The sequence below is a fragment of the Bacteroides sp. RTP21281st1_H5_RTP21281_210402 genome, assembly GCF_040918965.1.
Classification (GTDB): Bacteria; Bacteroidota; Bacteroidia; order Bacteroidales; family Bacteroidaceae; genus Bacteroides; species Bacteroides congonensis.
In genome coordinates this window covers 125,996-150,348 of sequence record NZ_JBCOWR010000007.1, presented here as the reverse complement: position 1 = coordinate 150,348, position 24,353 = coordinate 125,996, and the positions used below count along the sequence as shown (strand labels likewise).

Here is a 24,353-nt window from a genome sequence, read left to right as displayed (position 1 = left end):
CCAGCAACAATACTGCCCCGTTTAAATTCAGTTGAGCATGTTTTCGATCATAGTTTCCAATCCGTTGTATTCAAAGAAGTCCATGCCGCGAAAACTTGGATGTTGTTTTCCCTGATTATAGATATCAGACAACGTTTCAATCAGATATTTCCATCCGTTGGGTTGCAAAGATGTATTCTCGTTACCTTCGTCACCGTAAGTGTTCACACTCACTTTGACGCATATACTTACTGCATTCTTATAGAGCTTATCCGCGTTTCCGAGTAAAGGAAGGCTACGGTTCCATATTACTTCTGCACGGTTATAATAAGCCATGACATGAACAGACTCACAATGTTGCAGAAACTGTGTCGTACTGCCATAAGATAACTGTCCCTCATTATATTTAGGCTGATACAGGAAAGATACTGATTCTTTAAGATTGAGAGGGGATAAATTAAAAGAAGCTCGTTGAAGAATAGTAAGTGTGCGTTTAAGAAGCAGATCATTTTCTTTCCCGATACCATAATGATGATTACTGTCCCAATAGATATCCAATCCTTCCGGAACCTGTTCAGCTCCCGACTTCAGGGTATGAGGTTCAAGATCGGCCATGATACCATCCAGCTTTTCAGTGCTATAGACTGTTTGATTATAAAGTTCCAAATTACCAGGATCTTCATAAAGAAGATCCTGGTCGATATATAGTTGGGGGTTACTCAACAGTAAAGCAAATACTTTGATATTATGTGAATGTAAGAATGAAATAAATGTTCTCATCCATTGGAAGTTACTACTGTTTATAGTGGATAAGGTCGATTTCGGAGTAGATACATAAACTTCATTGAATCCCAATAAAATGATCCGGGATGCTAATTTCTCGGGGGCATTCAAATATTTGTTGATAGTTTGAGAATATACATATATACCGTTTTGGTTGGAGTTAGTTGAGTGAGTAGTGACGTGAAACTGCTTTACTCTGTCCATTACGGATGTGGTAAAATCAGCTTGTTCAACTAAAATTTGGTTGTTTGGAGCTGTACCTCCATTATTGGGGGTCTCCTCTTGTTCTTCGCTTGTCTGGCAAGAGGCAAAAAATAATAAAAAGAATAAAGAGAGGTATGTTCCTGTATGTTTCATGAATCAATGATTGTTATTATTCTTTTCATAGTCTTTCCATATCATTTCAAAACCTTGAAACTCGAAAATATCGATACCTCTGAAGGATACGAACTGAGAAGATTTGTCCATTAAAAATTGAAGGGCGTTGATCATGTAATCCCAACCGTGCGTTTGGAAAGAAGTGATAGGACCTTCATCTCCAACTGTGCCCAAACTTGTCTTAACACATACACTAACCGTTTTTTCTTTGTCACTAGCTGCTACTAATATGGGTTTTGCCATTTCAAATACCCGTTCTGCCTTGTAGTTATAAGCCATGACGATTAGTTGGTTGCAATATTGTAAAAACTCTTTTGCACCTCCATGCTCCAGCAGTCCGTTATCTACCCTGGGCTGAAAAAAGAATCCTAATGCCTGGCTCAAAGGAAGTGGTTTCAATTCCTTTTGTGCCATTCTCATTACTTCCACTGTACGTTTCAATAGTAGGTCATTGTCTTTTCCCTTACCGAAATTATTTTTGGAATCCCAGTATAAAGTCAATCCTTTCGGATAGTCAATAAAACCTTTTTTGAGAATATGGGGCTCTAAGTCTGCTGATACACCGTCAAACCGTTGTTTCTTCTTTACTGAATAATTATAATCGATCACTAACTTACAATCATCCAACACACGCATATCCTCAACATATAAACGGGCGCTGCTTAATCTCAATGCATGTACTTTCATTCCATATAAGTGAGCTTCTTCTATGAATGCTTTTTGCCATTTCAAGTAGTCGTCAGACTTGCCGGACAGAGCCTTCTCTGAACCTAAATATACATCCGTAAAACCTAATACGGCTAAACGTGCCGCTAATACTTCCGGTGTTTTCAAATAGTCATCAATACTACGCTTGGTATAGATGTACACTCCGCTTCTGTATCCTTGTCCGGTCTTCAATACCTTTTTAAACTCGGCAGCCCGTTGCAACTGTTTCTCGCTAAGTTTTGCTTTAAGAGCCGGGTCTTCTGCTGCAAAAGACAAATTATACAGCAAACAGGCAAGAATTAAAAGAAGTGACTGTTTGGTTCTCATTATTCTATCCATATTAATCTTTACTTTATTTCAATTTCGTCAATAAATAGTAATCCCGGTTCTCCTTCCCGTTCTTTAGGAACAGGAAAATCACCTAAGTTGTGGGGTAACTTTCCGTTTTTGAATCTCAGTTTTACATAACGTGCCTTTTGAGATTCAAAATTAAACTTTTGCTCGAACATTTGCCATTTATTTTCTATGGTATAGGTAAATTTCTTAGAAACAATCCGTTTGAAAGAAATTGAGTCATTTGAAATTTCAATATCGACCGACTTGGGGGCAACGGCTTCCTGCCCATATCCATTCATCACTCCGTAACGTATTTCTTTGAAAGAAGTCAGGGTATCAAGATCGACAACAATCTCGGTGTATCGGGCTGGCTTGAAGGCAACCCAAGGATGCACATGGTTCAAGTAACCGCGTATGCCATTTGTCAGACCGCAGAAATTAAATTCACTGTAATCTTTGGCTCCCGGATTATCCGGCTTGAACCTATAAGCTACGTTCGAAGAAGTCTTTTTGCCGGTCGCCTTGTTTACAAAGAAAGATTTCTGAGTAACTTTACCAACTTGTTTACCATTATTGAAAATGGCCGCTTTGATATGGGTGTCCCTGGTGATTTTAATAGGTTGGGTATATGTAGCATCTTTTATGGTCGGTTCATTCCCATTCAGTGTATAATGGATTTCAGAACCGGGCATCATCCCTTTTAATCGTATTTCGAAAGATTGTGTACGGCGGTTGAATGTTCCGTCAATATAGGCATCGAAATAATTGCGGCATGCATGGACAGACTGATAATCCAAACGTTTGTAGTGCGGATTGAGATTCGTCAGGAATTCTTGATAACGTTCAGGCTTATTCGTTCCCCAGGCAACTTCCGCAAAAGCATAAAAACGAGGATACATATAGTAATCCACTACTTGAGGGGTTTTCATATATGGTGTCCATAATGCAGCTTCTGTGCCTAGGACGTATTGACTTAAATTTCCCTTTAGTAGCGTGGATAAAGGGTTGAAGCGATAGATTTGTTCCATAGGGAGAAAACTGCCGGATCCCACCGGAGCAAATTCCGGGTCTTCCTGATAATAATTTAAATAAGTATCTGCATTAGGAATCATAATAACAGGATGACCGGCTTGGGCAGCCTTAATACCACCTTGTTCACCTCTCCATGACATTACTGTTGAATTAGGAGCCAAGCCACCTTCCAATATTTCATCCCAACCAATCAGTTGTTTTCCCTTTGCGTTCAGAATCTTTTCTACACGATGAATGAAATAGCTTTGCAAACCACTCTCGCCCTTTAGTTTTAAATTCTTTATTAACTGTTGGCAATGTTTACATTGTTTCCAGGCCGCTTTTGGACATTCATCCCCGCCGATATGGATATACTTTCCGGGGAAAAGTTCCGCAACCTCAGTGAAGACATCATTCAGGAACTGAAATGTCGTCTCTTTCGGACAGAAAACATTATCAAAAATGCCGAAGTTTTTCACTACTTCATATTCTTTTTTTATTCCGCAGGACAATTCTGGATAAGCAGCTACTGCGGCAGAACTATGTCCTGGCAGTTCTATTTCGGGAATGATCGTGATATAACGTTGCTCTGCATATGCCACAATTTCCTTAATATCTTCTTGCGTATAGAATCCTTGGTGTTCTACTCCGTCGGGAATAACCGGTGCATGAAAATGTTTGTACCCTGTTTGAGTATATGGTCTGTATGCCCCGACTGAAGTAAGACGCGGATATTTCTTTATTTCAATTCGCCATCCCTGATCTTCTGTCAGGTGAAAGTGGAAATAATTGATTTTTTGGGCGGCTAACCGGTCTATAAATTCTAATACATATTGTTTGGGCATAAAATATCTGGCAACATCCAACATCATTCCCCGGTAACCGAAGCTGGGCTCATCTGCGATATGAGCACAAGGAATCTGCCATACCACCTGATTTCCTATGAAATCAGGTGAGCAGATTTCAGCTGGTAACAGTTGCAGGATGCTTTGCACTGCATAGAAGAAACCGACAGGTGATGCGGCTTTTACAATGATTTTCTCAGGTGATATGTTTAATAGATAAGCTTCTTTACCCAAAGACTTGTCTTGGGTGAAGACGATATCTGCATATATATTATCTTGAGCAATAGTCAATTGCAAACCTGATACTTTAGATAATCTATTTATGAAATCGGTAGCAATCTGATGAACCTCTTTATCCTTGGAAGGTATTGACAATTGCATATTACTTTGAAAAATAAAGTATCCTTCCATTGCCTGAAGGGCTTTGGGGTAGGGGATAATGGGGTACTTGCCGTAAGCATGAACCTGACCGATTCCTAATAGGATAATAGATAATAAAGATATAAAGTATTTCATATAAATCTATTTAGACATAAATATACTGGAACTGTCATTGTCAATGTATAATGTGGCATGGGGATGATTTCTTAAAATAGAAGCAGGACATTGGGGAGACACCGGTCCTCTTAATGTTTCGTTTACAGCCCATGCCTTTGTCTTTCCAGGCACTATGCAGAATAGATAATCAGCTCTGTACAGGGCGGGTACCGTAAGAGTGAGCGCATGAGTTGGAACTTTGTCAATATTGGCGAAACATCCGTCGTTAACTTGTTGTTGTCGGCACTTTTCATCAAGATCGACAACTTTCACCAAATGTGGATCTTGAAAGTCCGCCACATGAGGATCATTAAAAGCAATGTGTCCATTTTCTCCGATTCCCATGAATACAATATCAGTGGGGTTGTTTTGTAAGAGTGACGTATATTCCCGACACGCTTCTTGTATGTTTTCCGCCTGACCGTTCAGAAAGAAAACATTCCGAAAAGGTACTTTGGAAAAGATATGTCTCTGCAAGAAGTTGCCAAACCCTTGAGGTGCATCTTTTTCCAGCCCTATGTATTCATCCATATGAAATGCATTTACCCTTTTCCAGTCTATGTCTTCCATTTGACTCAGAGTATCCAAAAATTCATTTTGGGATGGAGCTGCCGCAAATATAATATTAGCGATATCCTTTTCTTTTAATAATTGTTTCAGGCATATGGCAGCTTCTGAAGCTGCCTGGATTCCCATTGAGATGCGGTTTTCGCTGATTTTTACTGATAAATTATCTATCTTCATATCTTTCGTTTTTTGTTTTATAAGTTTTCATATATAATATTTCCTTTGACCATGGTCATTTTAATATCGATGTTCTCATTGAATAAAATCAAATCGGCATCTTTTCCTTTCTGTAAACTACCTTTATGTTGTTGGATATCCATTATTCCGGCAGGAGTTGCCGATACCATTCTGACTGCGTCACATAAAGGTATTTCCGCTATTTTAGTGGCTGTACGCACCAATCTGTCAGCAGTCGCTACACTACCAGCGAAAGCCGAGCGATCCGGTAGTTTGGCAACTCCGTCTTCAATGAGCACCTCTTGTCCTTCTTCGATACTGCCAAGGATACTTTTTCCGTCCGGCATACCCGCGGCTCTCATTGAATCCGTAACCAAAGCAATATTTTCTGCTCCCTTAATTTTATAGACTAATTGCATCAGGCTTTTAGGTACATGTATTCCATCTGCAATAATCTCAAGAGTCATTCCATTTATCAGATAACCGCTCTCAATGACACCGGCATACCGGAAAGCATTTTTTCGGGTAATTCCTGACATGGCGGAATAGAAGTGAGTGATATGCCGGTATCCACAATCAAATGCTTTCAGAACTTCTTCATAAGTCGCATCTGTGTGGGCGATTGAAGGTAATATCCCTCTGTTATCCAAATAATTTCCCAACTCAAGTGCTCCCGGAAGTTCGGGGGCTATGCTCCACCGGGCTATGTGGTTGGTGTGGGATAGTATTTCCTGATAATCCGATGGAACAGGAGTTTTGAGAAATCTCGAATCCTGTGCTCCACGCTGACTGTGGGCGAAGTAAGGGCCTTCTAAATGTATCCCACCAAAGGCTGCTCCGTTGTGATTGCAGGAACATGCTTTCTCATACTTCTCAAAGCTATTGAAAAGAGCGTCATTGGTACTTGTCAGGGTGGTTGGATATAACAATGTAGTGCCATGACAGGCATGAACACGGGCTGCTTCCAAATAGGCTTCCACACTGCCGTCCATGAAGTCATGATTACCGGCTCCATGTGTATGCAAGTCTATAAAACCAGGGGAAACATACAGGCCGTTTCCATCGATTTCTTTTGCGTCATTGACTTCTATTTTACCAGTTGTCAGTTCTTCTATCACTCCGTCTTTTACAATGACAGTAGCATCCGATAGAATACGGGAAGCTGTTATCGCCCGGCAGTTATATATCTTAATGAGTTTCATATTCTCCATGTTTTTATTTTATAACCGTAAATCGCATAAAAAACAAGGTATATGAAGCAGGGAATTAATACCCAGTATCCCGTACGTACATCATAAACATCAGCGATGGCTCCATAAACCATCGGCAGGAAGGCGTTGCCACATAATGCCATGACCAAAAGCGAGGAGCCTAGGTTGGTATGATGTCCTAAGTCATGGATGGCAAGAGGCCATATACCGGCATATATTAATGCGTTCGGCAGCCCGAGCAGCACAAGGAAACATATGGATATATCTACTTGCATTCCCATGAAATCAACTTGTTTTGATAACATCACCACTCCTGTTGATAACAATAGCCCCAATACTGTACAAATTTGTAAAGCCCGGGTTTGAGAAATGATTTTAGGAATCAGGCATACGCCTATCGTATATCCTGTCAATGTACAGATCAATGTGTATGATGGAAAATGTTTGGCATCAATAAGACTTACATTCATACTTTCTGCATATCCGATAATAGTATCAATGGCAATAACCTGAGTTCCTACGTGGAAAAAGAGAGCCAAAACACCTAGTATCAGATAAGGATAATCCCAAATGCCGTCCTTCTTCTGTGAAGTTGCGGTTTTCTCTTTCTCCTGTTTTTGGAGATTCATTTCGGGGAGTGATGAGTAGCGAATGAATAATCCGAATATAAACAATATCAATGCAAGGATTGCATAGGGAATCATAACTCTGCCGATAAGTTCGTCGAGAACTGCCGTGCGTTCTTCTCCAACTAAGATATTTTGGTTGAGCTGTCTGAATAGCTCATTATCGGATGCTTTCAGGACCAATGCAGCAAAGATGAGGGGAGAGATTATTCCTGCAAACTTGTTACATAATCCCATGATACTGATTCGTTTGGCAGCACTTTCTATCGGCCCTATATTGGTAATATAGGGATTAGCGGCAGTTTGAAGAATAGCTAGTCCGGTTCCTAAAATGAATAAACCCGCCAAAAAGATACTATATGTTCTGGTGTATGCAGCGGGCACGAATAAAAGTGCTCCCAATGTCATTGTCCATAATCCGGTAGCCAACCCTTTTTTGATTCCTAATTTATTTAGCAGGAAGGAAGCCGGTACCGACATGATAAAATAAGCTATATAAAAAGCAAATGTTACCAAATAAGATTGAAAATGGTTCAGCTCGCATCCTATTCGGAAATATGGAATCAGTATGGAATTCACCCAGGAAACAAATCCAAAGATGAAGAATAGGAATCCCATAATGAATATAGGGTAGATAGACGACTCTTTTTTTATAGTATGGCTCATGTGTATTTATGATAATTTGTTTTTATTTGGTAGCAACAACTATGGATAGAGTTGCTACCAAATGGATTCCAGTCTGATTATTTTTCAATTTTTACTTTGATCATAAATTTGGAAGCTGCCAGATTTTGAGTAGTGCGTTCTACAAAGTGGTCGTAAGTGACGATTACTCGTTTGGCAACCCCGTTAATCGGCGTTTCGTATACTCCGACTGCTTCTGTTGCCGTTTCGAAGTTACCTTCGGTAAGTGATGCCACTTCTGCGAAGCCTGTTGCAAGCCGTTCCGCTTTCATATCGTTTATGGTAGCTTTATCAAAACCGCTTCTCTTTATATTGGAGGCTGTTCTGAAGTAAACGCCTTTCACATTGTCCCATTTATCCAAGCCGCATGTTGCATGTTTGAATTTGGTTATGCTTTGTTTTAAAGAAGCCACTCTTATGACTGTATTGCTACTGTAAGAAGAGAAGGCAATATCAACCTCTTGCCAATTGTCTTTTCCATCGCAGTAATCGAATGCTCTCGCTGCTGAGGCAGAGAAGAAGCAACCTGGAGTAGAATCTCCATGGTTAGGCGCACCATCCAATGACATAAGTACTGTATAATAGTAGTATCCTACATGTATATCATACGAAATGACGCTTTGTTTGCCGTTAATATCGGTTGCCGTTAATTTAAGACCTGCTAACTCTATATCTGCCGTATAATTTTGGTCAATAATCACCTCTCTGTCGTTCGTAATATGGATTTCGTTCGTACTTTCCTCTCCTTTACGAGTCGTTTGGGTAATTACAACGGATGTTATTCCGGCTTCAGAAGTTATTTTTCCGGTTAATGCTATAAGAGCATCAATACTTACCCCATTGAATTGTTCGGCTGTCTGATCGAGGATGATAGACGGGGCGGGTGCCAGTTCTTTCACCTTTATCGGTTTTTCTATAGTGGTTGTTTTACCTAACTGATCCGTGGCTTCTATAACTACTGCCTGTACATCAAACGTAACTCGTTCCAGGGTTACAGAGAAGTTGTATGCACTTTCGTCCGGATGAACAGTTTCCCCTATTTGTTCTTTGCCTTCAGCAGTTTTTCTGTAATAACTAACAGAAGTAACTTTGGATTGAGAGTTTATTTTCCCCGTGACAGTCAGGTCGGCAAATTCATTTACCTGAAGATCTCCTTCTGAATCAAACAGGATTTCCGGTGCGGGAATTTCCTCAAAATTGACTTTCAATGTTCCGATTTTTATTTTAACCATATCGGAAGAGCCTGCTCCTGCCGCAATTTTGATGGCAGTGGTTCCTACTTTAAATTGGAAACCGTCATCTTGGAGATTCAACACATACTCTTTTTCGTTATTGGTGAATTTCAGTGTGTCTTTTCCATTGATGGGTATGATTTTCTCTTGTCTGTTCACAACTTCAGAAAAAGCGATATATCGCAGGTTTTCTTCACTGCTTACTCTCACTGAAATAGAAGGCATCGGATCCCCTTCTCTGTAATCAATTTCATTAATACCTTCATTAAATGAAACAACCGGGGCATCACGTAATGGAATGACTTTGAAAGGTAATGTCAAAACGGATGTTTGTCCGTTTATGTCAGTTGCAGAGACTTTGAATCCAATCATATCTTCCGTATAGACAGGAGTTTGTGACAAAGAATAACTGTTCTTATTGAAGAAGTTGGTAACAGGATTGTCTATTTCCATTTCGATATCTCCTTCTTTCACTATACAGCTCTGAACGGATTTAAGTCCGACTTCTGAGTTGATAACACAAACAATAGATGGATTATTCGTTTTATTCAAGTCGATAGACATCGACTCTGTCATAAACAATATTTCAGGTGCGGGTCCTGTATGTTTATCATCATCATTACATGATAGCCAGCACAGGCTGACACATATAAATGAAATAATAATATATAGTTTCGATTTCATACTATGATAATTTAAGATTATGGTTTGTAAACGATTTCTTGACCTACTACATGTACAGCCCCATTGGTTGTCAGGATATTGCTGGTCATTGCTGTGACCGGAGTACTGTTGCCCAACATGTCGTTGATGACCAGACGTGAATAAGACTCGATAGAAGCAGAATTATTCAGCTTTAATGTCATAAAGGCATTCGGTGATTTCCATAAAGTAATCACATTGATCGGATCAAAATTGAGAGTGCCGAGTCCGTGGTAATATCCGTCTATCACATGATACAATAAGATGTTTGTTAATGTCTCTTTGTCCATGTCTTCAATAGATGCCACTCCATAGTTGGACAAGATACCATTTGCCCCTTTGAATGCATCATTATGAAGTAACAAGTAGGTGTATTTTTTTTCAGTCTGAGTATATATCGACAGATCTATCCCTGAACATTCGATGGCGGTCTGAAGAGATGAGAACGCATCCGGGCGTGACTGGATAAATTCCCATGTATTCATATAAACATTGTTGTCTATATTAGCTGGTTCATAATCATAACTGTCTTGTATATCCAGACAACTGAATAAACACAGACTGGAAATACATAATATGATATAAAGTTTTAAAGTTTTCATAAGTTTGCTGATCTTAGTTTGTTAATAACCGGGGTTCTGTTTTAAATTGAGATTCTGATTGATATGATCGCGATGAATGGGGAATAATACTTTTCTTTCATCATTCATTCCATTAATTGGTTCCATCACTTCTTGCCAACGGTTGCAGCGAACCAGGTCGAACCATCGTTTACCCTCACCGACAAACTCTTTTTGCCGCTCTTCCAGTATTGCGTCGAGAATCTCGTCACTACTTACAAAGTCGCTTGCATAAAATGGGTTTTCTCCACTACGGGTTCTTGTTCTGTTTAGCTCGGTGATAGCTTCCGGAGTTCTGTCCAATGCATTTAACGCTTCGGCATATAATAATACAATATCAGCGTAGCGGTATAGTACTAAATCATTGTCTGAATATACACGGCCTGTACCCACGAAAATGGTGCCATCCGGCCAAAACTTCTTTTTCAATTGCGTTTTGCCTTCACCTATGTCTTCCCATTGCGTACTGCCAAATCGTTTATCCAGTATGCCATACATACCTTTTATTTTATCGGATAGAAATACTCTGGGTTGGGAACTTGCAAAGTAGTTGATTGATTGGTTCTCACCGTTTCCCAATTGGTCATAGGCTAATTTGAATATCACTTCTATCGGGGTTTCGGCTTGATTGTCTTCTATAAAGATTGCTCTCCAGTCTTTTGCGAACGTTTCCGGAGTCAAAGCGGAGAGTCCCCAATTCCGCTTATTCAATATTTGTACCTTTTCTTTCATCGTACTTACCACTTTTTCATAATCATGTAACCATGCGTTTACGTCCATTGTGAGTGCGCATATAGTGGCGACATTAATTCGGGTACGGACAGTTGAAGTCTTGTCGATCAGATAATAAGCCTTTTCAAGGTCCGGTAAGATGACTTCCTGAAAAATGGTATTTTTATCTGTACGTTCCCGGTAGATACCTTGCGAGATTTCTTCTATTGGTTCTGTGTATAAAGGCACGTCGCCCCATACACGTACACAGTAGAAATAAGCCCATGCGCGTAAAGCATATGCTTCGGCTTGGAGATTATTCTTCTTGTTAGGTGTCATGGTAATGCGGGGAATGTATTTGATAGCCGCATTGGCTCTGCTGATGACACTGTACAAATCCGTCCATAGTGCAGCCTGATTGTCAACCTGTATATTGTTGTAAATCATCTCCTTTTGATCGAATGCATCTTTGTCGTGAGGAATATAGTTGTCGGCACGGAGTTCTCCCCAGTCCCACATTCCCGGTGAGATTGCTTTTGAAAAAGCGCTGTATATCGCGACAATTCCCACTTCCGCGTCTTTGTCCGTTTTCCAAAAGCTTCCGGCTGTCAGGTCACTAATTGGTTCTTCTGTTAGAAAATCGCTGCACGAAGCACATAGTAGCGATAATGTCAGGATGATAGTATAATATTTAGATTTCATGATTACTTGTTGTTTAGAATGTCACATTTACGCCTAGTCCATATTCTCTCTTTCTCGGATAACGATTCTGATCGATACCTAAAGTCAAAGGATCGCTTGTTCCCAATGAGAATTCAGGGTCATAACCTTTATAATTGGTAAAGGTCAAGAGATTGTTGCCATATACATAAACGGTAGCTGCTTTCATCCATACCGTATTTATCCATTTCTTAGGTAGTGAATAGCTTAGTTTTACATTGCGTAGCTTGATGTAAGAGGCGTCTTCAATGTAGAAACTGGATGGCGGAAGTCTGTTGTGTTCTTTGTTGATCGGAGCCGGATATTTGGCTATATCACCCGGTCCTGTCCACATATTGGCAATGGCATCCGGCGAAGGTGTTGCACCGTCATAGGAGAACTTGTTACGTTTAGCTTCCGCATAGTTGTAAATATCACCACCTAAGGAGTAGTAAAATGATATGTATAAAGAGATGCCTTTGTATGAGAAATTAGTGCTGAATCCGCCATATACGTCGGGTTGTGCGCAACCGATTTTTGTCTTGTCGGATACATCAATAATTCCGTCTCCGTTTATGTCTACATAATCCACGTCACCACCTTTTAACGGGTTACCATCCGAACTTTTCTTTTGTAGAATTTCTCCTGTATACTCTGTGCCGTTGATGAGATATTTTCCGGTAAAAGTTCCGTTGGTAAATTCCGGTGTCAGTTGGTTCCAGTCTTTGGTATAAGCATTGGATTCATCATAAGGATAGATTCCTAAATATTTGTATCCATAGAACTCTCCCAGCTTGGAGTTGGGTTGTACATAAATGGCATCATCCATTCCCTTATAGAAAGGGACTCCGTCTGCAATCTGTTTGATTCTGCTGGTATTGTGAGCAATATTGAAGTTCAATGACCAACTGAAGTCTTTCAGGCGAAGTACGTCATAGTCAAGTGAAAACTCAAAACCTTCATTCGACATTGAGCCTACATTCTTACGGATGGTAGTGAATCCGGTTTCTTTGGGAACTTCTACCTGACACAGTAATTTGTCTGTGTTCTTTTTATAGTAATCTGCTACAATTCGAACTTTACTGTTGAACAACTGTAGATCTAAACCTATGTTGTATTGAGTAGTTTCTTCCCAACTTAAACCATTATATGCCAAGTTGCTTGCTGCAATTCCGGAGACACCTTCATAAATGTAGTTCGGGCTATATAGCTGCCATGAATCGTAATCGCCGATTTCCTGATTACCAGTGATACCCCAACTGGCTCTTAGTTTTCCGTCACTTAAGAATCGCTTGCTCCATCTCATGAAACGTTCGTCGGAGAAACGCCATCCGATAGAAGCGGAAGGAAATACACCCCAGCGTTTGGATGAACCGAAACGTGAAGAACCGTCGGCACGGATATTGGCATTAAGCAGGTAACGGCTTTTATAATTGTATGCGGCGCGTCCGAAGAATGATGTCATAGAGTGGCGGTACATACGTGTATATGTCTTTTGTGTATCAAATAACGAAGCGGCATTCAATGTGTAAATCATATCAGTGGTATAGTCCAATCCCACTATATTCATGTTTTCTCTGGCCCATCCCTGTATACTGTTACCTACCATTACATTGATATTATGGAACTTGAAATTGTCGACATAGCTGAAATAGTTTTCGTTTGCCCAGTCGTAATTTAGTTCGGATAGATCTCTGCCGGTAGTACGTTCGGTTACCGCCAATTGCGGAGAGGGGCGATATGACTGATTCCGGTCAAGAATAAAGTTTCCCTGTACATTCGTATTGAACTTGAATTTACTGTTAAAGTTAACTTCCAGATATTCAAATATGGATGCCTTATAGTTCTGATTCTTTTGAACATCATCCATCATTACTGCATAAGGATTGCGCCTGCTGCTGATATTGGGTACATAACTGCCATCCGGGTTGAATATAGCCCAATAGGAAGGGCGCTCAAGTAACTGATTCAGCACGCCATCTTCGGAAATACCTTTTTTGTTGACTATGCTAAGGTGCAGCTTGCTGCCCAAAGTAATGTACTTGTTGGGTTTATATTCACCATTAATGCGAGTAGTAATACGTGTATAACTACTATTCTGGATGATACCTTTGTCAGAAAGTAAACCGGCACTTACGTAATATTTGAATTTATCAGAGGCTCCGCTTGCGCTTAAATCAAGTTGATCCCTGGATGCAGTACGGAAAATTAAATCCTGTAAGTCAATATCTTGGTTATTGAAGAAAGCCAATGAGTCTTTGATATTATATCCATTGACTCCATTAGTAAGTTTCTGACGAACTTTGTCATAGTATCTGCGTTCTGCTCCATTAGCTTTTGGCATCTTACGAGTCAGGGTACTGAAACTTTTCAGATAACGTATGTCCAATCTGGGACGACTTTTTTCACCTTGTTTGGTTGATATTAAAATAACGCCATTGGCGGAGCGTGAACCATAAATGGCTGCTGAAGCAGCATCTTTAAGAACCTCGATAGACTCGATATCCGCAGGGTTAATATCGTCAATGCTCTCAAAAGGAACTCCATCGACAACAAACAAAGGTTTTACTCCACCTTCGAAAGTGGAAGTTCCACGAATCCGAATATCAGAGCCTTCACCCGGTGCTCCGGAACCGGAAGTGATTTCAATACCTGCCATTTGTCCCTGTAGTACATCAGTGACTGAAATGGCATTTCTTTCCTCGATAGATTTCGAAGTGATGGAAGCGATGGAACCGGTGATATCCCTCTTTTTCATGGCTCCATATCCGACAACTACAATTTCATTTAATTCTTTCACAGATTCTTTCAGGATTACATTCAGAACCCTTTTGCCTTTCACCGCAATTTCCTGTTTCGCAAAACCTGTGTACGAGTATATGAGAGTACAGTTCTGATTTGGAACAGCAATTACATATTTACCATCCAGGTTGCTGACAACACCTGTTGAGCTACCTTTTATGAGGACACTGACTCCAGGTAGGGGATTGTTTTGGGTGTCGGTTACTACTCCAATTACTTTTAGCTCTTTATCTTGAGAAAAAGAGAGCGATGTATTCATGGCGCATAAGAGAATGAATGAAAATCTAAGTAGATTTTCCAATCGGTGGGATTTTAATCCGACTATTCTCTTAATGAATAGCAAGAATAAAAGTGAATGTTCTTTTTTCATATAGGTATTGTATTTAAAATTAATTTCTGTGTCTTATATTATATAAATTAGTAGTATGATAATCATAATGGAAATCAGTATAAAATATAAGATACCGATATAATCAAATTTAGAATTGGGTGTTTTCATATCATTTTTGTTTTTGCAAATGAAGTCAAAAAGTTGAATATCGCTTTTAAATATGATTCAAAAGGCTTGCAATTTTGTTCAAAAGATAGTTTAAGAGTGGATTGAAGGTGATTCGCAGCTATGCCAATGACGCAGGTTGAAGATATGTCGTCCTAATGGATAGCTGAACTTTACCTGGTTTCAACCATACAAGGCTCAATATGGTATCACATGTGAAGAGGATTTCTGTCGCCAGTGTGGCATAATCCTTACCCACGAAGAAAATCTACCGGTGCTAAATGAAGCTTGAGCTTCTCTTCTCAACAGCTTTATGAACTTTTATTGATATTGAATACGTAAATATAGATGAATTCTTTTGCTTTCTCTATAATAAATAATTAATTTTGTGGCAAGAAAAACTAGTCTGACACCCGGGTCTTGGTCATACCGAGATCCGGGTGTTGGTATATCTGACATCCGGGTCTCAGTATGACTGACACCCGGGTGTCGGTCAAATCATTATTAGTAAATCAAAAAAGAAAGGATTATAAGATTATGTCTATCCCTTATGTAGTAAGAAAGAAAGCGGATTTAACATCCGGGAAACGAAAAGAGTTATGGTATGGTGTCTCTAGTAAAATGCAGCGAAAAGGCGGAGTGAAAAACAAAGAACTTGCGGTACGTATGGCAAAGATGACGGGATTTCATCGTGGGCAGATAGAAGGTATCCTGTCGGAATTGGTTGAAAGTATCCAGGAATTACTGTCTTCGGGTCATTCGGTGACGATTGAAGGACTTGGAACATTTCAGACCGCATTGACAAGTCAGGGATGTGAGTCCCCCGAACAAGTAACACCTGGAAAGGTTTCTATCTCCCGTGTCTATTTTGTTGCGAATTCCAAGTTTAGTAGGGAATTGAAGAAAACGGAGTGTATGCGCATACCTTTTAAATATTATATGCCTGAAAGTATGTTGACCACAGAAATGAAGAAGGCGGATAAGGAAACGGAATTCGCAGAATTTAATATGGAAGGGTCAAAATTCGATGAAGAAGTTCAGGAATAAGATAAATTAATACCCTCGCTGTCTTATTTATGAGATAAATCCCTATCTTTGTGGCACTTTTTACGAAAAAAGGAAAATCAAATTAATAGATATAGAAAAGAAAATGGCACAAGAAGACGTTTTTAAGAAACTTGTATCGCACTGCAAAGAGTACGGTTTCGTATTTCCTTCAAGCGATATCTACGACGGACTGGGCGCTGTATATGACTATGGTCAGATGGGCGTTGAATTGAAAAACAACATTAAGAAATATTGGTGGGACAGCATGGTGCTGTTACACGAAAACATTGTCGGTATCGACTCTGCCATCTTTATGCACCCTACTATTTGGAAGGCTTCCGGACACGTAGACGCATTCAATGACCCTTTGATTGACAATAAAGATTCTAAAAAACGTTATCGTGCTGACGTGCTGATTGAAGACCAGTTGGCTAAGTATGACGATAAAATCAATAAGGAAGTAGCGAAAGCTGCCAAGAGATTCGGTGAAACGTTTGATGAGGCTCAATTCCGTTCTACTAACGGCCGTGTATTGGAACATCAGGCAAAGCGTGATGCACTTCATACACGTTTTGCGCAAGCTCTGAACGACAATAATTTGGAAGAATTGCGTCAGATTATCATTGATGAAGAAATCGTATGTCCGATTTCCGGTACGAAGAACTGGACGGAAGTTCGTCAGTTTAACCTGATGTTCTCTACTGAAATGGGTTCTACTTCAGACGGTGCAATGAAGATTTATCTCCGTCCGGAAACTGCTCAGGGTATTTTTGTAAACTACCTGAATGTACAGAAAACAGGTCGTATGAAAGTACCTTTTGGTATTGCACAGATTGGTAAGGCTTTCCGTAACGAGATTGTTGCCCGTCAGTTCATCTTCCGTATGCGTGAGTTTGAACAGATGGAAATGCAGTTCTTTGTAAAACCGGGAACTGAACTTGAATGGTTCAAGAAATGGAAAGAAATCCGTCTGAAATGGCATAAGGCACTGGGCTTTGGTGATGGCAGCTATCGTTATCATGACCATGATAAATTGGCTCACTACGCAAATGCGGCTACTGATATTGAATTCCTGATGCCGTTCGGATTCAAGGAAGTGGAAGGTATCCACTCCCGTACTAACTTCGACTTGTCTCAACACGAGAAATTCTCCGGAAAGAGTATTAAATACTTCGATCCCGAACTGAACGAATCATATACTCCGTATGTGATTGAAACTTCTATCGGTGTTGACCGTATGTTTCTTAGCATCATGAGCGCATCTTACTGCGAAGAGCAACTGGAAAATGGTGAAAGCCGTGTTGTTTTGAAATTACCTGCTGCCTTGGCACCGGTGAAACTGGCTGTTATGCCGTTGGTAAAGAAGGATGGGCTGCCTGAAAAAGCTCGTGAAATCATCGACAACTTGAAATTCCACTTCCATTGCCAATATGATGAAAAAGATAGTATCGGTAAGCGTTATCGCCGCCAGGATGCTATTGGTACACCGTACTGTGTGACAGTTGACCATCAGACATTAGAAGATAATTGCGTGACATTGCGTAACCGCGATACCATGCAACAAGAGCGTGTCGCTATCTCTGAACTGAATAATATTATCGCAGACAGAGTAAGCATCACTTCTCTATTGAAAACTTTACAATAAACCTTTGACGAATGAGTAAAAAGATCTATTTATTCTCCTTAGTATTACTGGCTCTTACGTTTACTGCTTGTAGTGAAACGGAAACGGTAGACAAGTATGATAATTGGCGTTCACGTAATGAAGCTTTTATTGATTCTTTAGCGAACGTATTTGAAGCGGGAACTGATCCTGAATTAAAGCGGATTAAAGTGATGCAAGGTCATGACTATATTTATTATAAGGAGAAAACTCCAATCAAAGTTAATAGTGTTACTACTGAAGTCGAAGGGGAAAGACCTACGTATACAGCAAATGTGACAGTCTTTTACAAAGGGACGAATATGTTAGGCGAGCGCTTCGATGGTTTTGAGGGAGCTGATCCTGTAGACGGTGATTCAAATGCTTCACAACCAGATACTCCTCCGGTTACGCTGTCATTATCAGATGTGGTCGAAGGTTGGAAGGAAGCGATTCCTTATATGAAGGTTGGCGAACGTTGGGTGATATATATACCTTGGAAATATGGTTATGGTAGTGCTGGAAATAGTAATACAACTCTCATTCCTGGTTATTCAGCTTTGATTTTTGATATTCAGTTGCTTGATGCAGATAGTGTTCAGGAAAACCTGTAAAGAGATTGAAAAATAGATTATGATTTAAGGAGAAGTTGTTTGATTGTTTATAGAACGTCGGACAACTTCTTTTTTTAGCATAATTCATCTTTTATTTTCATTCTCCTATATTGTATTTATACTCTCCCTAATCTGCAAATGTGTCGGAATCATCATCTATTTGACAGTTTTATCTCCTTTAATCTGTTTAATCAACAACTGGCAGGCTACTTCTCCCATTTTATACGTCTGATGGGATAACTATTTATCCTCTTTTATGGGATAGTAGTGATATCTTTTAATAGTTAATGAGTAAATTGCAGAATAAAACCAGCAATTTTTGCAAAAATTGCTGGTTTTATTCTGCAATTTACTCTATATTTGCCTACATTATTAATAAACAATGGATTATGGATACACTTTATAGGTCATTCAGGATGTTGCTTGATAGTACATCAACAGAATTTGTACGATATCTTCATGACCAAATAGAATGGGATAGTCGTTTAATTGCGATTCTGGGTGCTAGAGGTATTGGAAAGACAACGATGCTTTTGCAACATATCAAGTTGTATGATAGTATCGACGAAACTTTGTTTGTCACTGCTGATGATTTGTACTTTACCGAGCATAAGCTTGTAGATTTAGCTATGGATTTCTATCAACATGGAGGGAAAAAACTATATATTGATGAGATTCATAAATATAACGGTTGGGCTCGGGAAATAAAGAATATATATGATTTGATTCCTGAACTGAAAGTTGTATATACGGGGTCTTCTATATTAGAGTTGGAGACGGGTGAAGCAGACTTAAGTCGTAGGAAACTGGAATATCGTATGACTGGACTATCGTTTCGTGAGTATCTGGCTATCTCTCGCGGCTACCATCTGCCCGTTTATTCTTTGGATGATATCTTAAATCATAAAGTGGATTTCCCATACGATAAGGAGCGGCCTCTATTATTATTCAAAGAGTATCTACAACAAGGCTTTTATCCTTTCTTTAAAGAAAAAGGGTATTTAATTCGTTTACAAAGTATTATAAATCAAACCTTAGAGAATGATATACCTACGTTTGCCAAGATGAATATGACAACTGCGCAAAAAATAAAACGGCTTCTCTATATTATTGCTAAAAGTGTACCATTCAAGCCCAATTTCACAAAATTGGCTGCATTGCTTGATTTAAATAGGAATACAGTTTCCGATCTTATGTGCTATTTGGAAAAAGCAGGCATGATTAGTCAACTCCGTGCGGATACGGAAGGTATAAGATTATTGGGCAAAGTGGATAAGGTTTATTTGAATAACACTAATTTGGCTTATGCACTCTCTGACAATACTCCCGATATTGGTAATATTCGGGAAACTATGTTTTTTACAACAATGAAAGCCTTTTATCCAATCGTATCCTCATCTGTTTCGGACTTCTTAATTGGTGATTACACCTTTGAAATAGGCGGTAAGAATAAGACGCAGAAGCAGGTACGGGATGTGGAGAATGCTTATGTAGTGAAAGATGATATCGAATATGGCATGAGAAATATCATTCCGTTATGGATGTTCGGGTTTGTATATTAAGGTAACGGCTTGATGCTACTCTCCCTAATCTGCAAATGTGTCGGAATCATCAACTGTCTGACAGTTTTATCTCCTTTAATCTGCTCAATCAGCAACCGGCAGGCTGCTTCTCCCATTTTATAGGTCTGATGAGACACGGCTGATAATTTAGGCTCTACATAATTAGCATGCTGTTCATCCGTATATCCGATAATGGCAACATCATCCGGTATGCGAAGACCGTGGCTTTTGATAACTTCCATGGCTGCAAAAGCCAATGTGTCATTCATCGCAAGGATAGCATCGGGTGGCTGGGGAAGGGATAGTAATGTTTCTGTTGCAATCTTGCCTTCTTCATAATCAATCTTCCGGCAAACTACTAACTCTTTCTCGATAGGAATCCGGTTGTCGCGCAATGCTTCCAGATAACCATGCTTTCTTTTCTTTACAATATCCAAGTGATTTGCTCCACCGATAAAGGCTACCCGTTTACTGCCATTATCCAATAAATGCTGCGTAGCCATTTGTGCAGACTGCACCCCGTCCGCTACGACCGAAGAAAACTGATCCGTCAAACAAACACGGTCGAACAGGATAAGTGGCATATTGATGTCTTTCAAGGCGGAGATGTGGGAGAAATCGGTTGTTTCTTGAGACAGGCAGGCGATAATACCTTCCACACGCATATTGACCAAATTTTCGATATTCCGTTTTTCATGCTCATAAGATTCGTGTGATGTGGTGATAATCACAAAGTATCCGTTGGCGATAGCCATGTTTTCTATCCCATTCAAGATGGAAGCAAAGAAATGGGTAACAATATCAGGAACTATCACACCGATAATGCGCGGAGCATTTTTCCGTAAACTCATGGCAAAAGGGTTGGGGCGATAATTTATCTCTTTGGCTAGTTCCTTTGCTTTGGTACAAAGCTCACGACTGATTTCAGGGCTGTCTTTCAGCGCCCTGGATACAGTGGGAATCGAGACGCCCAATGCTTGGGCAAGATCCTTGAGTGAAGTATGTTTCCGGTATTCCATTTAAAGGTCTCTGACTTTGAATCTTTTACAAAGAAAGCACATTTCCGGATAAATAAAAGCATTGGAAGCAATATTTTTTACGTAAACCGTTACGTTGCTTTTTACGCTCTCCTTTGACCGACGGCAATCTTTCCTGACCTATTTTTGCTGCATACAAAACTATTTAAAACCTAAAAGTATGCAATACCATGAAATCGGAAAGACGGGGATGAAAGTTTCCTCTCTTAGTTTCGGAGCTTCTTCCTTAGGGGGAGTTTTCCATGATTTGAAAGAAAAAGAAGGTATCCAGGCAGTAGCTACTGCTGTTGAAGCTGGGATGAATTTTATAGATGTCTCTCCTTATTACGGACACTATAAAGCAGAAACCGTACTGGGGAAAGCACTGAAAGAACTTCCCAGAAACCGCTATTATCTGTCTACAAAGGTGGGACGTTATGGTAAAGACGGTGTGAATTTATGGGATTACTCTGCCAAGCGTGCTACCGAAAGTGTGTATGAGAGTATGGAACGCTTGAACATAGACTTTATCGACTTGATAAATGTGCACGATGTTGAATTTGCCGATTTAAACCAAGTTGTAAATGAGACACTACCAGCTTTGGTGGAATTGCGTGAGAAAGGTGTCGTAGGTCATGTCGGAATCACCGACTTGCAACTGGAGAATCTGAAATGGGTCATTGACCACTCTCCAAGCGGTACGGTTGAATCTGTCCTTAGTTTCTGCCATTATTGCCTGTGCGATGATAAACTGGCTGACTTCCTGGATTACTTTGAATCTGAAGAAATAGGTGTAATCAATGCTTCTCCGCTTTCAATGGGACTATTGAGCGAACGGGGTGTTCCCGCTTGGCATCCGGCTCCGAAACCACTGGTAGAAGCTTGTCGCAAAGCAATGGAACATTGCAAAGCGAAAAACTATCCAATAGAGAAACTTGCCATGCAATTCTCTGTCAGCAATCCTCGTATTGCTACCACTTTGTTCAGTACGACTAATCCTGAAAACGTGAAAAAGAATATCGCTTTCATCGAGGAACCGGTTGATTGGGAACTCGTTCGGGAAGTACAGGATATTATCGGAGAGCAGAAACGCGTAAGCTGGGCAAACTCATAAAACAGAACCGTTCGTATGGACTACACAATTATTGATGCACATGCTCATCTGTGGTTACGGCAGGATACGGTCGTAGATGGACTCCCTATCCGAACGCTTGAAAACGGCCGTTCGTTATTTATGGGAGAAATCCGGCAGATGGTTCCACCTTTTATGATAGACGGAGTGAATAGTGCGGAAGTCTTTCTGTCGAATATGGACTATGCGCAAGTGTCTGCCGCTGTCATTACACAAGAATTTATTGATGGCATACAGAACGAATATTTAGCCGGGGTTGTTGCCCGTTACCCCAATCGTTTCTTTGTATGCGGAATGTGTGAGTTTCGTAAACCGGGATTTCTGGAACAGGCAAAGGCGCTTATAGCCAAAGGCTTTAAAGCTATCAAGATTCCCGCACATCGTTTGTTGCTGAAAGAGGGCAGGGTGATGCTGAATAGCCAAGAGATGATGCAGATGTTCCACTATATGGAAGAGCGGAATGTGATGCTTTCCATTGATTTGGCGGATGGGGCGACACAAGTTCCTGAAATGGAAGAGATCATTCAGGAATGTCCCCGGCTGAAGATAGCTGTCGGACATTTCGGGATGGTCACGTTGCCGGATTGGCTCGAACAGATAAAGTTGGCACGCCACCCGAATGTAATGATTGAATCCGGAGGAATCACGTGGCTTTTCAATGATGAGTTCTATCCGTTCAAAGGCGCGGTTAGGGCTATTCGTGAAGCCGCGGATTTAGTTGGCATGGAGAAACTGATGTGGGGATCGGATTATCCGCGCACTATTACGGCTATTACCTACAAAATGTCCTATGACTTTGTACTGAAATCACCTGAATTGTCAGAGAAGGAAAAAGCGCTTTTCCTAGGAGAAAATGCCCGGAACTTCTATGGCTTTACAGACCTTCCCGTGCTTCCTTACATCAAGAACATGTCTGAATGATTGAGAAAATAACCACATTGTGAAACAATATTATACCATGAAAAAAAATACATATACAATACCTCTGGCTTTGGTCTTCTGCCTTTTCTTCTTGTGGGCGATAAGCAGTAATCTGCTTCCTACGATGATACGGCAGTTAATGAAGACCTGCGAACTGAATACCTTTGAGGCTTCCTTTACCGAAACAGCCTATTGGCTGGCCTATTTTATTTTCCCGATTCCCATAGCTATGTTTATGAAGCGTTATAGCTATAAGGCGGGAATCATCTTCGGACTGATATTGGCAGCTATCGGTGGCCTGCTGTTCTTCCCGGCAGCTATCCTGAAGGAGTATTGGGTTTACCTCTGCATCTTCTTCATTATCGCCACCGGCATGTGTTTTCTGGAAACAGCCGCCAATCCGTATGTCACCGTTTTGGGAGCTCCCGAAACAGCTCCCCGCCGACTGAACCTGGCACAATCCTTCAATGGGCTCGGTGCTTTCATCGCCGCCATGTTCCTGAGTAAACTCATCCTTAGTGGAACTCATTATACACCCGAAACTCTTCCGGTTGATTATCCGGGTGGTTGGCAAGCCTATATCCAACTGGAAACGGATGCCATGAAACTTCCCTACCTGATATTGGCTTTGCTGCTTGTCGCCATAGCTGTTGTCTTTGTATTCTCCAAACTGCCGAAGATTGGAGATGAAGGCGCAGAAGTTTCTTCTGATAAAGCGACGGCTGACAATAAGAAAGAAAAGCTGATTGATTTTGGAGTACTGAAGCATTCGCATCTGCGTTGGGGAGTCATCGCACAGTTCTTCTATAATGGCGGACAGACGGCTATCAACAGTCTTTTCCTCGTATATTGCTGTACGTATGCCGGACTGCCCGAAGATACGGCGACTACTTTCTTCGGATTGTATATGCTCGCTTTTCTTTTAGGACGCTGGATAGGTACGGGATTGATGGTAAAATTCCGTCCGCAGGATATGCTGTTAATCTATGCACTGATGAATATTCTCCTGTGCGGAGTTGTCATGATATGGGGCGGAATGGTTGGATTGTACGCAATGTTGGCTATTTCTTTCTTTATGTCCATCATGTATCCTACGCAGTTTTCGTTGGCATTGAAAGGATTGGGGAATCAGACGAAGAGCGGCTCTGCATTTCTTGTCATGGCGATTGTGGGCAACGCCTGTCTCCCGCAGTTGACTGCCTATTTTATGCATGCTAATGAGCACATCTATTATATGGCCTATTGCGTGCCGATGATTTGCTTTGTCTTCTGTGCCTATTACGGTTGGAAAGGTTATAAAGTAATCGATTAATAA

At 40.5% G+C, this 24,353-nt stretch carries 18 protein-coding genes and 1 pseudogene; 7 read left to right on the top strand and 12 right to left on the bottom strand.

Going from position 1 to position 24,353, the window contains the following annotated elements:
* Nucleotides 1–27: 27 nt before the first annotated feature.
* From AB5443_RS12310 to AB5443_RS12265, 10 genes are all read right to left on the bottom strand, one after another.
* Nucleotides 28–1,119: a hypothetical protein gene (locus AB5443_RS12310; protein WP_368113614.1), complete on the bottom strand. Its 1,092-nt coding sequence runs from the start codon at nt 1,117–1,119 to the stop codon at nt 28–30.
* Nucleotides 1,120–1,122: 3 nt separating this feature from the next.
* Nucleotides 1,123–2,187 (bottom strand): hypothetical protein, encoded by a 1,065-nt coding sequence (locus tag AB5443_RS12305; protein ID WP_368113613.1) that lies wholly within the window; start codon nt 2,185–2,187, stop codon nt 1,123–1,125.
* 8 nt (nt 2,188–2,195) lie between these two features.
* On the bottom strand, nt 2,196–4,556 hold the full coding sequence (locus AB5443_RS12300; protein ID WP_022138374.1) for a glycoside hydrolase family 20 protein: 2,361 nt from the start codon (nt 4,554–4,556) through the stop codon (nt 2,196–2,198).
* Between the two features lie 6 nt (nt 4,557–4,562).
* The gene (locus tag AB5443_RS12295) at nt 4,563–5,321 is read right to left on the bottom strand and encodes a glucosamine-6-phosphate deaminase (RefSeq protein ID WP_368113611.1); all 759 of its coding nucleotides are present in this window, start codon (nt 5,319–5,321) and stop codon (nt 4,563–4,565) included.
* Between the two features lie 17 nt (nt 5,322–5,338).
* The gene (nagA, locus tag AB5443_RS12290) at nt 5,339–6,523 is read right to left on the bottom strand and encodes an N-acetylglucosamine-6-phosphate deacetylase (protein ID WP_073347402.1); all 1,185 of its coding nucleotides are present in this window, start codon (nt 6,521–6,523) and stop codon (nt 5,339–5,341) included.
* Complete coding sequence (locus tag AB5443_RS12285) at nt 6,520–7,824, bottom strand: sugar MFS transporter (protein WP_368113610.1); 1,305 nt, start codon at nt 7,822–7,824, stop codon at nt 6,520–6,522. Before AB5443_RS12285 ends, nagA begins: the two co-directional genes overlap by 4 nt.
* Nucleotides 7,825–7,901: 77 nt before the next feature.
* Nucleotides 7,902–9,758 carry a hypothetical protein gene (locus AB5443_RS12280; RefSeq protein WP_139260903.1) on the bottom strand — a complete coding sequence of 619 codons (1,857 nt, stop codon included), beginning with the start codon at nt 9,756–9,758 and terminating at the stop codon, nt 7,902–7,904.
* Nucleotides 9,759–9,775: 17 nt separating this feature from the next.
* Nucleotides 9,776–10,378, bottom strand: a complete 603-nt coding sequence (locus tag AB5443_RS12275) for a fasciclin domain-containing protein (protein ID WP_022138379.1) — start codon at nt 10,376–10,378, stop codon at nt 9,776–9,778.
* Between the two features lie 21 nt (nt 10,379–10,399).
* Entirely contained in the window at nt 10,400–11,809 is a 1,410-nt protein-coding gene (locus AB5443_RS12270; RefSeq protein WP_022138380.1) for a RagB/SusD family nutrient uptake outer membrane protein, read from the bottom strand.
* 13 nt (nt 11,810–11,822) lie between these two features.
* The gene (locus AB5443_RS12265) at nt 11,823–14,867 is read right to left on the bottom strand and encodes a TonB-dependent receptor (RefSeq protein WP_195406805.1); all 3,045 of its coding nucleotides are present in this window, start codon (nt 14,865–14,867) and stop codon (nt 11,823–11,825) included.
* Between the two features lie 774 nt (nt 14,868–15,641).
* On the opposite strand from AB5443_RS12265, the gene AB5443_RS12260 reads away from it, so the two are divergent.
* The 3 genes from AB5443_RS12260 to AB5443_RS12250 all read left to right on the top strand — a co-directional run bounded on the left by AB5443_RS12260 (nt 15,642) and on the right by AB5443_RS12250 (nt 18,407).
* Nucleotides 15,642–16,151: an HU family DNA-binding protein gene (locus AB5443_RS12260; protein ID WP_022138382.1), complete on the top strand. Its 510-nt coding sequence runs from the start codon at nt 15,642–15,644 to the stop codon at nt 16,149–16,151.
* A gap of 103 nt (nt 16,152–16,254) precedes the next feature.
* Nucleotides 16,255–17,796: a glycine--tRNA ligase gene (locus tag AB5443_RS12255; protein ID WP_303003755.1), complete on the top strand. Its 1,542-nt coding sequence runs from the start codon at nt 16,255–16,257 to the stop codon at nt 17,794–17,796.
* 11 nt (nt 17,797–17,807) lie between these two features.
* Nucleotides 17,808–18,407, top strand: a complete 600-nt coding sequence (locus AB5443_RS12250; RefSeq protein WP_368113607.1) for an FKBP-type peptidyl-prolyl cis-trans isomerase — start codon at nt 17,808–17,810, stop codon at nt 18,405–18,407.
* Nucleotides 18,408–18,512: 105 nt separating this feature from the next.
* Here AB5443_RS12250 and AB5443_RS12245 read toward each other — a convergent pair.
* Nucleotides 18,513–18,647 (bottom strand): annotated as a pseudogene (locus AB5443_RS12245) (LacI family transcriptional regulator); the annotation flags it as partial.
* Nucleotides 18,648–18,796: 149 nt separating this feature from the next.
* Between AB5443_RS12245 and AB5443_RS12240 the strand changes: the two are divergent.
* Nucleotides 18,797–19,969 (top strand): ATP-binding protein, encoded by a 1,173-nt coding sequence (locus tag AB5443_RS12240; protein WP_368113606.1) that lies wholly within the window; start codon nt 18,797–18,799, stop codon nt 19,967–19,969.
* On the opposite strand, the gene AB5443_RS12235 is transcribed toward AB5443_RS12240, so the two are convergent.
* Nucleotides 19,966–20,988 (bottom strand): LacI family DNA-binding transcriptional regulator, encoded by a 1,023-nt coding sequence (locus AB5443_RS12235; protein ID WP_368113605.1) that lies wholly within the window; start codon nt 20,986–20,988, stop codon nt 19,966–19,968. The genes AB5443_RS12240 and AB5443_RS12235 overlap by 4 nt on opposite strands.
* Nucleotides 20,989–21,166: 178 nt before the next feature.
* On the opposite strand from AB5443_RS12235, the gene AB5443_RS12230 reads away from it, so the two are divergent.
* From AB5443_RS12230 to fucP, 3 genes are read left to right on the top strand one after another with little or no spacing between them, the layout of a single operon-like run.
* Nucleotides 21,167–22,099, top strand: a complete 933-nt coding sequence (locus AB5443_RS12230) for an aldo/keto reductase (RefSeq protein WP_368113603.1) — start codon at nt 21,167–21,169, stop codon at nt 22,097–22,099.
* 15 nt (nt 22,100–22,114) lie between these two features.
* Entirely contained in the window at nt 22,115–23,038 is a 924-nt protein-coding gene (locus tag AB5443_RS12225; RefSeq protein WP_368113602.1) for an amidohydrolase, read from the top strand.
* A 37-nt stretch (nt 23,039–23,075) separates the two neighbouring features.
* Nucleotides 23,076–24,350, top strand: coding sequence for an L-fucose:H+ symporter permease (fucP, locus tag AB5443_RS12220; protein WP_368113601.1), 1,275 nt, complete (start codon nt 23,076–23,078; stop codon nt 24,348–24,350).
* Nucleotides 24,351–24,353 lie beyond the last annotated feature (3 nt).